Raw genomic sequence first — 11,382 nt, forward strand, 5'->3', positions numbered from 1 at the left:
TCCCCGGCCAAAACGGTGCATTCCCATTCGTTCATATTCAATTCCACGTCACATCCTCCGCGCGTTAAGGTGGCATTTACCCACCTGGGCACCCGGGCCGGCCCGCTGGGACTAGCATGTGCCGTATGACTGAGTTCCCGCCCGCTGCCAGCTATTCACCGGCTGTCCAGGCCAAGGCCCCGGCCACCAAGCTCCAAATCGCAGCCTGGGCGGCCTGGGACTGGGGCGGCGCGGCCTTCAACGCCGTCATGACCACCTTCATCTTCACCGCCCTGTACCTGACCAGCGATGCCTTTGGCGGGGCGGACCACGCCTCCGCCGTCCTGGCCCTGGCACTGTCGCTGTCCGGCGTCGCGATCGCCCTGCTGGCCCCGGTGGCCGGCCAGCGCACCGACCACAGCGGCCGGCGCAAGCTCTGGCTGGGCATCAACACCGTGATCGTGGCACTGCTGACGGCCAGCTGCTTCTTCGTCCAGCCGCAGGAGTCGTACCTGTTGTTCGGCTGTCTGGCGATCGCGGCGGGGCATGTGTTCTTTGAGCTGGCCAGCGTGAACTACAACGCCATGCTGCTGCAGATCTCGACCAAGACCAGCATTGGCAGAATCAGCGGCATCGGCTGGGCGGCCGGCTATGTGGGCGGCATCGTGGCCCTGCTGATCGTGTTCATCGCGCTGATCCAGCCGGATGTGGGCGTCTTCGGCATCACGGCCGAAAATGGCATGACCTACCGGGTGGTGGCGCTGTTCTCCGCGGCCTGGATCATTCTCTTCTCGATTCCCGTCATGCTGGCCATCCCGGAAACGGCCCCGGACCCCGCCATGCCCAAGGTGGGCTTCTTCCAGTCCTATGTGGAGCTGTGGCGCACCGTCCGGCGGCTGGCCAAGACCTCCCCGCACACGCTGTTCTTCCTGCTCGCCAGCGCCATCTTCCGTGACGGCCTGGCCGCCATCTTCACCTTTGGTGCCGTCATCGCCGTCGGCACCTTTGGCTTCAAGACCGGGGATGTGCTGATTTTCGCCATTGCCGGCAACGTCGTGGCCGCCGCCGGCGCCCTCTCCGCGGGATTCTTCGACGATAGGTTCGGCCCCAAGTCCGTCATCGTCGTCTCGCTCCTGGGGCTGCTGGCCTCGGGCACGGTGCTGCTGTTCATGGAAGGCAAAACAGTCTTCTGGATCTTCGGCCTGCTGCTGTGCCTGTTCGTGGGCCCGGCCCAGTCCTCGGCCCGCACCTTCATCGGCCGGCTGGCCCCCGCGGGCAGGGAGGGCGAGCTCTACGGGCTGTACGCGACCACCGGCCGCGCGGTGTCCTTCCTGGCGCCGTCGCTCTTTGCCCTCTTCATCACCGTCTTCGGTGCCCAGCGCTGGGGCATCATCGGCATCCTGCTGGTCCTGCTCGCCGGCCTGCTGCTCCTGCTCCCCGTCAAGCCCCCGGCCTTAAACAGTTGAGGCGTGGGCTGCTGCCCCATGGATGCGATCCATGGGGCAGCAACCCACGCCTCAACGAAGGGGAACTAGATGCTGGTGCGGTGGAAGTTCTGGAAGGAGCGCGACGCCGTGGGGCCGCGCTGGCCCTGGTAGCGGTTGCCGTATTCGCCGGAGCCGTAGGGGTGCTCGGCCGGGGAGGAGAGGCGGAAGAAGCAGAGCTGGCCGATCTTCATGCCGGGCCACAGCTTGATGGGCAGGGTGGCCACATTGGACAGTTCCAGCGTGACGTGGCCGGAGAATCCGGGGTCGATGAAGCCGGCGGTGGAGTGCGTCAGCAGGCCCAGGCGGCCCAGCGAGGACTTGCCCTCCAGGCGTGCGGCGATGTCGTCCGGCAGGGTGACGGCCTCGTAGGTGGAGCCGAGTACAAATTCGCCCGGGTGCAGGATGAAGGACTCGTCCGGGGCAACCTCCACCAGGCGGGTCAGGTCCGGCTGGTCCTCGGCGGGGTCGATGTGCGCGTACTTGTGGTTGTCGAACAACCTAAAGAAGCGGTCGATGCGCACGTCGATGCTGGACGGCTGGACCATCGAGGGGTCGTAGGGATCCAAGACAATGCGCTTGGCGTCAATTTCGGCACGTATATCGCGGTCTGAGATCAGCACCCTTCAAAAATAGCGCATTGGGGCTCCCGGACCTGACGATCCCAAGGCGCCGGCGTCACATCCGACAGCCGGGTCAGCGGCCGATTTCGGTCCGCACGGCAAACAGTTCGGGGAAGAACGTCAGCTCGAGGGCGCGCTGGAGGAAGCCGACGCCGGAGGAGCCGCCCGTGCCGCTTTTCATGCCGATGGTGCGCGCCACCGTCTTCATATGCCGGAAACGCCATAGCTGGAAATTGTCCTCGAGGTCCACCAGCTCCTCGCAGGCCTCGTAGAGGTCCCAATACTGCTCCGTGTCCTCATAGATCGCCTTGTACAGCTGCACCAGGGACTCGTTGAACACGTGGGCCGTGGAGACGTCGCGCTCCAGCAGTTCGGCCGGGACGTCGAAGCCTCGCCGGGCCAGCAGCCGCAGGAACTCGTCATAGATGCTGGTCTGCTCCAGCGCCTCGGTCAGCATGGCCTGGGCCGCGGGATCGGCGGCGAACACCTTCAGCATGCCGCGGTTCTTGTTCCCCAGCAGGAACTCCACCGCACGGTACTGGTAGGACTGGAACCCCGATGACGCCCCCAGGTCTCCGCGGAACTGGGCGTATTCGGACGGCGTCAGGGTGGCCAGCACCGACCACTGCTCGGTGAGCGTGCGCTGGATGTGCTTGATCCGGGCGACACCCTTCATGGCCACGCGGAGGTTGTCGGCGGCCAGGGCGGTGCGCACGGCCCGCAGCTCATGCAGGACCAGTTTCAGCCACAGCTCGGAGGTCTGGTGCTGGATGATGAAGAGCATCTCATCGTGGTGTTCGGGGACGCTGACCGGATTCTGGGCGGAAAGCAGCGTATCCAGCGACAGGTAGGAGCCGTAGCTCATCTTGTCGCGGAAGTCCGTTTCAATGCCGGCCTCGATCTTGCGTGTGTTCTTCTTCAGCGCCACTGCCGTCCCCGTCTGTCCAAGGCAACCATTGCCTACGGATCAGGGTACGCCAGCGGGCGCATCGGGCCGTTGGCCATCGAGCAGAAGTTCCGCGGCCGGACCACCAGACAAGAGCGGGTGGACAGGCGTAGGTTGATGCACGACGCCGGGCGCACGCCCGGCCGGGTTGGAGGCGGGCATGGAAGCACTGGGCCGCAGGACTGCCCTATCCGGGGTTGCCGCCGCCGCAGGGCTGCTGGCCCTGCTGGCCACCGGATGCACGACGGCGGCGCCCCCCTCGGGCGCGCCCGGCACAGCTGCCTCATCCACCTCCGGACCTTCCGCGGGCAGCGCAGCTGCGTCCGCCGCCGGACCGGCATCCCCTGCAGGCGGTTCCCCCACGGCGGCGGCCACGCCGTTGGCTGCGGCGGTGCCCCTGTTGGACGCGGTCGGGCCAGCGGACGGCAGTTCCCTCTTGGGCCGGCTGGACGACCAGCACGGCACGAGGGTGCTCGGGCCATTTGCGGCGCCCGGCCGGACGGCGGTGGAGCTGGGCTGCAGCGGAGCGGGAGTGGTGACGGTGGACGTTGCCGGCGTGGCCAGCTTCCCGCTGGACTGCGGCACGGCCGCCGACCCCGCGCGGACCCTCAATGTCATGGGTTCCACAGGCGTGGCGGAGCTGCTGGTGACCATCTCCGGCGATGACTCGCTGGCCTGGAGCGTGGCCGTCTACAAGGCCCAGGCGATCGCCAGCCAACCCTAGGCCGCCCGGACTATTCCGTGCTGAAAAGTTGTTATACAGTCGCCCGGGCTGTCCCCGGGCAAGACTAAGGTAGGGACATGAAGATTGAAGAAATCCCGCTTCCGGGCATCGGCTTCCGCAGGGAGCTGTTGCTGGGCTCAGGCCGACGGGTGGGAGTTGTCACGCATCGCGACGGGCAGACGGAATTGATCGTTTCCCGTGTCGATGACCCGGATGCCTGTGCGGCATCCATTCCGCTCAGCGCCGAGGAAGCAGCGGCATTGGGCGGCCTGTTGGGCGGCACCCAGTTGATCGCCCAGCTGACGGCGGAGCAGAAGAATGTTCCCGGCGTCACGACGCACCAGATTCTGATCCGCCCCGGTTCCGCCTATGCCGGACGGACGCTGGGCGACACCCAGATGCGCACCCGCACAGGCACATCCGTGGTGGCTCTGCTGCGCTCTGATGAAGTCATCGGATCCCCCCGCCCGGACCAGGTTCTGGAGGCCGGGGATCTGGCCGTCATCGTGGGCACAGACAGCGGGCTGGCCGAGGCCGCCAAGATCCTTCAGACCCGGCTGTAACGGCGGCAGCCTAGCGTGGATCCAACTACCCTTTCCCTCATCCAGCTCGGCGTCGTCTTTTTTGCCTTGGGCTTCCTAGGCCGGCTTGCCGGTCTCATCGGCATGTCCCCGGTGCCCCTGTACCTGCTCGGCGGTCTGGCCTTTGGCCACGGCGGTCTGGTGGATCTGGGCGGCATCGAGGACTTTGGCCACATCGCCAGCGAGATCGGCGTCATCCTCCTGCTGCTTATGCTCGGATTGGAATATACGGCCACCGAGCTTGTCACGGGCCTGAAGCAGTCCTGGATGGCCGGCGCCGTCGATCTGGTGCTGAACATGCTGCCCGGTGCCGCGGTGGCGCTGATGCTGGGCTGGGGCCCCGTGGGCGCGCTGGTCATGGCCGGTGTGACCTACTCGTCGTCGTCGGGCATTGTCGCCAAGGTGCTCAGCGACCTGGGCCGGCTCGGCAACCGTGAAACCCCCGTAGTGCTCTCGATTCTGGTCATCGAGGATCTGGCGATGGCCGCCTACCTGCCCATCCTGACGGCGGTGCTGGCCGGTGTCTCACTGGTCGGCGGCCTTACCGCCCTGGCCATTTCGCTGGCCGTGATCACCATTGTGCTGGTGGCCGCGCTGAAGTTCGGCCATCTCGTCTCTGCCCTGATCGACAGTCCGGACCGGGAAACCTTCCTGCTGAAGCTGCTCGGGGCCGCCCTGCTGGTGGCCGGCCTGGCCTCGGCCCTGCAGGTGTCTGCCGCCGTCGGCGCCTTCCTGCTGGGCATCGCCATCTCGGGCGCGACGGCGCAGAACGCCGCCCGGGTGCTGGAGCCGCTGCGCGACCTCTTTGCCGCCATGTTCTTTGTGGTGTTTGGCCTGAACACGGATCCGGGCACCATTGTGCCGGTGCTGTGGGTGGCGCTGGCGCTGGCAGTGGTGACGGCGGCAACCAAGGTGGTGACGGGCTGGTGGGCCGCAGGACGGCAGGGCATCGGCAAGCTGGGCCGGGCCCGCGCCGGAGCGGCACTGATCGCGCGCGGCGAGTTCTCCATCGTCATCGCCGGGCTGGCCGTGGCCTCCGGCGCCGTGCCGGCCGAGCTGGCCGCGCTGGCCACGGCCTATGTGCTGATCATGGCCGTGTTTGGCCCGGTGGCCGCCCGCGTGGTGGAGCCGGTGATGGGCGTCTTCCTACGGCAGAAACCCGTCGCAGTCTAGACGTCTCCTCAGGCACCCAGCCGGCTTCGACCGCCCCTGGTGGCCCGCAGAAGCAATCATCATCGAATTCCCGCGTAGGCGGCGAGCGCCGCTGCGCGGGTCTCGGCCAGGTCCACGATGGGTTGGGGATAGGCTGGCGTGCCTAATTCCGGCACCCAACGGCGCACATAGGCGCCGTCTGGATCAAACTTCCTGGCTTGGGTTTCCGGATTGAAGATGCGGAAGAACGGGGCCGCATCGGCCCCGGACCCCGCCACCCACTGCCAGTTCGCTGGATTGGATGCAGCATCCGCATCGACCAGCGTGTCCCAAAACCACTGCTCCCCCAGCCGCCAGTGGATGCCCAGGTTCTTGACCAGGAAGCTGGCACTGACCATGCGGACGCGGTTGTGCATGAACCCGGTGTGCCACAGTTCGCGCTGTCCGGCATCAACCAGGTGCATCCCTGTGGTTCCACAGTGCCAGGTCTTGAGGAATTCGGCGCCGCGCCCAGCCCCGGCAGCGGTGCCGGGCGCGGCTTTGCCGGGGCTGGCGTCCGGCCAGGTCCAGGGGAAGCGGTCAAAGGCGGGGCGCAGGTTTTCGGTGGCTAGTTGTGGCCGGTGGTAGAGCTGGTGCCAACAGAATTCACGCCACCCCAGCTGCGAGGCAAACACTCTCGCACCGTCGCTGCCGCGGGCCGCGGACAAGGTGCCCCAGACTTGGAACGGACTCAGCTGGCCCCAGCGCAGGTACGGCGACAGCCTGCTGGTCCCCTGCCTGTCCGGCCGGTCACGGTCCTGTGAATAGTCGGCAACGTCGTCGGCCAGGAACTGCTCCAACAGCTGTTGTGCCGCGGCTGCGGTTGGCGTCCAGGCCTCCCGCAGCCCACCAGCCCAGTCCGGGCTGCTCGGCAAAAGCCGCCAGGAATCCAGATCGTCCGAGGCTGCAGCCCGCCCGCCGGCTCCGTCCCCCTGCCCGGGCGCGTCAAAGGGGGCACGAAAATCCTGGGCGGAGACGGCCCGCCAAAACGGAGTGAAGACGGAGTAGGGGTTGCCTTGGCCTGTCCGCACGGCCCACGGCTCGTGCAGCAGCGATGCTTGGAAGCTCTCCACGTGGACACCGGCATCTGCGGCCCATGCCTTGATCCCGGCATCGATGCCGCGTTCGGGTCCTCCGTAGCGCCTGTTCCAGTAAAGGGAGCCGGCATCCAGTTCCCGCACCAGATCCTGGACCACCACGCCCGCCGGGCCGCTCCGCAGGACCAGGGGAATCCCCAGCTGATCAAGTTCATGCCGCAAGTCGATCAATGCGTGGTGCAGCCACCAGCGTGCGGCCCCGCCCAGCGGGCGGATGCCGGCGGATTCTTCGTCAAGGATGTAGACGGCTGCGACAGACCCGTCGCGGACCCCCGCCAGCAGCGCGGGGTTGTCGGCTACACGGAGGTCGTCGCGGAACCAGACAAGTGCGGTTTTCATGAAGCCCTTTCGACGTGGCGGGGGTTCCGGCGGTGGTGCGGGCGGGGGCCGCTCTGGGCCATCAAAATCCGGCTGGCCGCTTGGGGAAACCCCGCTAGATCTGTCCGGACCGTCCTGGCTGCTCGCAGGCAGCCTCTGCGGCGGCCTGTGCCGCACGCCGCTTGGCGCTGGGGAAGGCCTCGCGCATGTGGTCGCTGGTGAGGACGTCGGCGACGCCGATCATCAGGACCGCGAAGATGATCTGCTCGATGACCATCCAATAGGGGTACAGCCCGGGAATGGTCGCGACGATCAGCGTGATGACAGGGAAGATCTGGCTGAACAAACGCAGCCGCTGGTAGCCCCAGTAGAAGCCCTGCTGGGCACGCCAGGCGAAGAAGAACAGTGTCAGGGTCATGAACAGCACGACGACGCCGCGGAACCAAACAGGGAATCCGACGGCCTGCCCGGTGCTCTGCAGCACCGCGGCGATGACCAATGCCGTCGCGCCGACCAGTACCTCCAAGGCCAGGATGCTCTGCACCCAGCGGAAGCTCCGCCGGGTCTTGGGGTGCTCGAGGATGTCCGCATCAACCACCACGTGGCCCTGGCGGCCGCCGGCAAGTTTGTCGATGTCCAGTCCGAAGACAACCAGAGGTTTCATGGTTTCAGCCTAGCCGTGGCCTGGGTGCCCAACCGTCCACCAATTGGTTGATTCAGGCCGTGCCCTGCGGTGTCCCTGCAACCGGGGTCCCGCCAACCGGGGGTGTACCAACGTTGTCGATGATGATGTTCGAGTATGCAGCCATTTCAGCGAGGTCCTCGGGCGAAGGGCTCTCCTGCTCCAGCATCCGAACCACTGTGACGAACAAATTGGGCGCCTCCGCGACCATCCGCACCCACCGCATGGTCTCTGCGTTCGGCGTGGTGACAGTGAACAACATGGCCCTGCTCTTTAGCCCATGCAGTGGAGCAATCAGATTCCGCACGGACAGCTGGAAGTTCACGCCATCCTGGCTCAGGTCCACCGTCTGGCATCTGGTCGTAATCTTGTCCACGCTGTACATGGCAGAGAACAGTGCGCCGGAATCGTCCGCCGTCGCCGTCACCACCGCGGCGCGGCCCACTGGCCCCACGAGTGCACCGGCCCTGGGAAAGTCGTAGTCGGCCAGCCCGCCGTACTGCAGGTGGTCCAGACATTCGGCTGGTTGGGCGGAAAGGCCTTGGATGTTGAAGCTGGTCTCGCCCACGGCGTCTGCCAGCGCGGCCCCTTCCAGCATGACGGCGGCCGTCCCGTCGTCGGCGCCCACGCTGCGGACCAAGGCCGCCAGTTCCTCGACGCTCAGCACGCGGTTCAGTGGGTTCGGAGGGTCCAGTGGGTGTGGAGAGCTGCCGGGGGAACTGCTGGGAGTGGGGCTGGGGTTGGAGCTCGACGGCGCCGTGGCCACAGGGCGGTTGTCCCGGGAACCGGCCGTGACAATGAATGGGAGCGCAAGGCATCCGCTCAGTGAAACCGCCAGCATGCAGGCGCCGGCAATGGGCGCCACCTTTTTGAATACCTTCATGTCCCCACCCCAAGAAGCCGGCGGGGACGGTGCGCCCCGCCGCAGATTTTGCCCCGGGACAGCTCGCAGCCATGCACCGGAGGCGGCACCAGCCTAGTGCGGACCGGCGCAGAAGACTCTCTGTTTCGCCGCAGCTGGGCAACGGGGCCGATGGTGGCCATGGCATCAAGTCGAATGCGCTAAGCTGAATATCGCTGTGGCCAAGGCCGCGGCAGCGCGGGCGTAGCTCAATGGTAGAGCGCTAGCTTCCCAAGCTCGATACGCGGGTTCGATTCCCGTCGCCCGCTCCGCACGAGGAGGGCCTCCCAGCCGGGAGGCCCTCCTTTTTTGCCCGCCTGCGCAGGCCCGGCGGCGGCCGGGGCCCGGCCGCCGTCGTCCACCACGGGTGTACTGTCAGCAATATGGGGCCAATTGCGGCCCCACTTTTAGGGAGCTGACATGGCCGATAAATCCCCGCGACAATCTGCGTCAAAAAAATCAGGCAAGTCAATCAAGGAAAAAAGGGCCGACAAGCGTGCCACGGAGACCGGTCCGGTCGCAGTGGACAAGCCCGTCGCGAAGAAGAAGTGAACGCCTCAGCGAACGGTCTCACCCTGGGCGTGGTGGCCTCATCCAGCAAGCCCGATGAGCGCCGCGTCCCGATCCACCCCGCCCATCTGGAGCGCATCGATGCATTCCTGCGCCCGCGCATCATCCTCGAGCGCGGCTACGGCGAGCGCTTTGGCCTCAGCGACGCGCAGCTTGAGCCGTTGGTGGGGTCCCTGGCCCCGCGCGCGCAGCTGATGGAGACGGCCGATGTGGTGCTGCTGCCCAAGCCGCAGGCCGAGGATCTGGCCGCCCTGCGCGACGGACAGGTGCTGTGGGGCTGGCCGCACTGCGTCCAGGACCGCACCATCACCCAGCTGGCCATCGACAAGAAGCTCACCCTGATCGCCTTCGAGGCGATGAACCATTGGGCGGGCGACGGCGGTTTTGGCCTGCATGTCTTCCACAAGAACAACGAGCTGGCCGGCTACTCCTCCGTGCTGCATGCGCTGGCGCTCACCGGCTCCACGGGCGACTACGGCCGGCGGCTGAACGCCGTCGTCATCGGCTTCGGTGCCACGGCGCGTGGTGCCGTCACGGCCCTGAACGCCCACGGTGTGCACGATGTGAAGGTGCTGACCAACCGTGGTGTGGCCGCCGTCGGCTCCCCCATCCACTCCGTGCGGATCGTCCAGTTCGACCACGACCCGGATGAGCCATACCTGAGCAAGGTCATCACGGACCGCGGCCGGATCCCGCTGGCGCCATTTTTGGCCGAGGCGGACATCGTGGTCAATTGCACGCTGCAGGACCCCAACTCGCCCCTGATGTATCTGGATGAGGGTGATCTGGACGCCTTCCGTCCGGGCAGCCTCATTGTGGACGTCTCCTGCGATGAGGGCATGGGCTTCAGCTGGGCCAGGCCGACGTCGTTTGCCGAACCGATGTTCGACGTCGGGGGCCGGATCCGCTACTACGGCGTGGACCACAGCCCGTCGTACCTGTGGAACTCGGCCAGCTGGGAAATCAGCGAGGCCCTGCTGCCGTTCCTGGACACCGTGATGGCGGGGCCGCAGGCCTGGGACGGGAACGAGACGATCTCCCGCGCCATTGAAATCCGCGACGGCGAGATCCGCAACCCGGACATCCTCTCCTTCCAGGGGCGCAGCCCACAGTTCCCGCACCTGCCGCTCCCCTAGACACGGCGGGCCGCTGGTGCGGCGGGAGACGGCGGCTAGCGGCTTCCGCGGTACTGCCGCACCAGCGGGCATTCAAAGGGATCGGCCGAGGACAGCCCCACGCGGTTCAGATAGGCCACCACAATCCGGTAGGACTGCAGCAGCGTGGTTTCCGTGAAGGGGATCCCCTCGCGCGCGCAGACAGCCCGGACCAGCCGGTTCGCCTGGCGCAGCTGCGGCCGGGCCATGTCCGGGAACAGATGGTGCTCCACCTGGTGGTTCAGGCCGCCCATCAGCACATCCATCAGGAACCCGCCGCGGATGTTCCGTGCGGTCAACACCTGGCGGGTCAGGAAATCCACGCGGCTGCCGGCCTCCAGGATGGGCATGCCCTTGTGGTTCGGGGCGAATGAGGCCCCCATGTAGAAGCCGAAGACGCCCATTTGCACGCCCAGGAAGGCAAAGGCCATGCCGACGGGCAGCATCCAGAAGACCACCGCCACATAGGCGGCAAACCTCGTGGACAGCAGGGAAATCTCCAGTGCCCGGTATTTGACGGGTTTGCGGCCGAACAGTGTCTTGGCCGAGTCCAGCACCAGGGCGAAGCCCAGAAACAGGATCAGCAGAAACAGCAGGGATCCCTGGTGGCGGGTGATGAGCGCCGGCAATCCATGTTTGGTGGCGGCGCCCTCCTCGTGGAAGGCCACCACGCCGGTGTGGATGTCCGGATCCTTGCCCTTCACATTGGGGTTCTGGTGGTGGGCGCTGTGCTTGCGCACCCACGCCGTGTAGCTCATGCCGACCAGCAGCGGCCCCAGAATGCGGGCCGACCAATCATTGACGCGGCCGCTGGTGAAAATCTGGTGGTGCGCCGCCTCATGGGCCAGGAAGGCAAACTGCGTGAACAGGATCCCCAGGGCGCCGGCAATCAGCAATTGGAACCAGGTGTCCCCCAACAGCACGAAGCCCGTGCCGGCACCGGCCAGGGCTGCGATCAGGATGGCAAAGAGGATGATGTAGAAGGCCCGGTGCCGGCGCATCAGCCCGGTTGCCCGCGCGCTTTTCAGCAGATCCGCGTAGCTGTTGACCACCGCATTGCGGACGGCAGCCGCCCCGCTTTGGGGGGCGCGCTTTCCCAGATTGTCCATGGCCCACCGCCACCTCAGGGTCG

At 66.6% G+C, this 11,382-nt stretch carries 12 protein-coding genes and 1 tRNA gene; 7 read left to right on the forward strand and 6 right to left on the reverse strand.

Annotated elements, in window-relative coordinates; all coding sequences use genetic code 11:
- Window positions 1–125 precede the first annotated feature (125 nt).
- Window positions 126–1,445 carry an MFS transporter gene (locus tag K254_RS0115595; protein WP_026556159.1) on the forward strand — a complete coding sequence of 440 codons (1,320 nt, stop codon included), beginning with the start codon at window positions 126–128 and terminating at the stop codon, window positions 1,443–1,445.
- A gap of 65 nt (window positions 1,446–1,510) precedes the next feature.
- Here the strand turns inward: K254_RS0115595 and dcd are convergent, their stop codons facing one another.
- Window positions 1,511–2,086 (reverse strand): dCTP deaminase, encoded by a 576-nt coding sequence (gene dcd, locus K254_RS0115600; RefSeq protein ID WP_026556160.1) that lies wholly within the window; start codon window positions 2,084–2,086, stop codon window positions 1,511–1,513.
- A 73-nt stretch (window positions 2,087–2,159) separates the two neighbouring features.
- Entirely contained in the window at window positions 2,160–3,014 is an 855-nt protein-coding gene (gene kynA / locus K254_RS0115605) for a tryptophan 2,3-dioxygenase (RefSeq protein ID WP_026556161.1), read from the reverse strand.
- Between the two features lie 178 nt (window positions 3,015–3,192).
- On the opposite strand from kynA, the gene K254_RS0115610 reads away from it, so the two are divergent.
- The 3 genes from K254_RS0115610 (at window position 3,193) to K254_RS0115620 (ending at window position 5,510) form a co-directional block, all read left to right on the forward strand.
- Window positions 3,193–3,756 (forward strand): hypothetical protein, encoded by a 564-nt coding sequence (locus tag K254_RS0115610; protein WP_026556162.1) that lies wholly within the window; start codon window positions 3,193–3,195, stop codon window positions 3,754–3,756.
- Window positions 3,757–3,833: 77 nt separating this feature from the next.
- Entirely contained in the window at window positions 3,834–4,319 is a 486-nt protein-coding gene (locus tag K254_RS0115615; protein ID WP_026556163.1) for a cation:proton antiporter regulatory subunit, read from the forward strand.
- Between the two features lie 15 nt (window positions 4,320–4,334).
- Complete coding sequence (locus K254_RS0115620; RefSeq protein ID WP_026556164.1) at window positions 4,335–5,510, forward strand: cation:proton antiporter; 1,176 nt, start codon at window positions 4,335–4,337, stop codon at window positions 5,508–5,510.
- A 59-nt stretch (window positions 5,511–5,569) separates the two neighbouring features.
- Here K254_RS0115620 and K254_RS0115625 read toward each other — a convergent pair whose 3' ends face one another.
- The 3 genes from K254_RS0115625 to K254_RS0115635 form a co-directional block, all read right to left on the reverse strand.
- Window positions 5,570–6,964, reverse strand: coding sequence for a cryptochrome/photolyase family protein (locus K254_RS0115625; protein ID WP_026556165.1), 1,395 nt, complete (start codon window positions 6,962–6,964; stop codon window positions 5,570–5,572).
- Between the two features lie 94 nt (window positions 6,965–7,058).
- Window positions 7,059–7,607 (reverse strand): hypothetical protein, encoded by a 549-nt coding sequence (locus K254_RS0115630; protein WP_026556166.1) that lies wholly within the window; start codon window positions 7,605–7,607, stop codon window positions 7,059–7,061.
- Between the two features lie 52 nt (window positions 7,608–7,659).
- Window positions 7,660–8,508, reverse strand: coding sequence for a hypothetical protein (locus K254_RS0115635; RefSeq protein ID WP_026556167.1), 849 nt, complete (start codon window positions 8,506–8,508; stop codon window positions 7,660–7,662).
- A 216-nt stretch (window positions 8,509–8,724) separates the two neighbouring features.
- On the opposite strand from K254_RS0115635, the gene K254_RS0115640 reads away from it, so the two are divergent.
- The 3 genes from K254_RS0115640 to K254_RS0115645 all read left to right on the forward strand — a co-directional run bounded on the left by K254_RS0115640 (window position 8,725) and on the right by K254_RS0115645 (window position 10,232).
- Window positions 8,725–8,795: transfer RNA gene (locus K254_RS0115640), tRNA-Gly, on the forward strand.
- A gap of 151 nt (window positions 8,796–8,946) precedes the next feature.
- Complete coding sequence (locus K254_RS26335; protein WP_269209035.1) at window positions 8,947–9,078, forward strand: hypothetical protein; 132 nt, start codon at window positions 8,947–8,949, stop codon at window positions 9,076–9,078.
- A complete protein-coding gene (locus tag K254_RS0115645; RefSeq protein ID WP_026556168.1) occupies window positions 9,075–10,232 on the forward strand; it encodes a N(5)-(carboxyethyl)ornithine synthase in 1,158 nt (385 codons plus the stop codon). Before K254_RS26335 ends, K254_RS0115645 begins: the two co-directional genes overlap by 4 nt.
- Window positions 10,233–10,267: 35 nt before the next feature.
- Here K254_RS0115645 and K254_RS0115650 read toward each other — a convergent pair whose 3' ends face one another.
- Window positions 10,268–11,359: a fatty acid desaturase family protein gene (locus K254_RS0115650; protein ID WP_035750249.1), complete on the reverse strand. Its 1,092-nt coding sequence runs from the start codon at window positions 11,357–11,359 to the stop codon at window positions 10,268–10,270.
- Window positions 11,360–11,382 lie beyond the last annotated feature (23 nt).

This window comes from Arthrobacter sp. 35W (assembly GCF_000482545.1).
Taxonomy (GTDB): domain Bacteria; phylum Actinomycetota; class Actinomycetes; order Actinomycetales; family Micrococcaceae; genus Specibacter.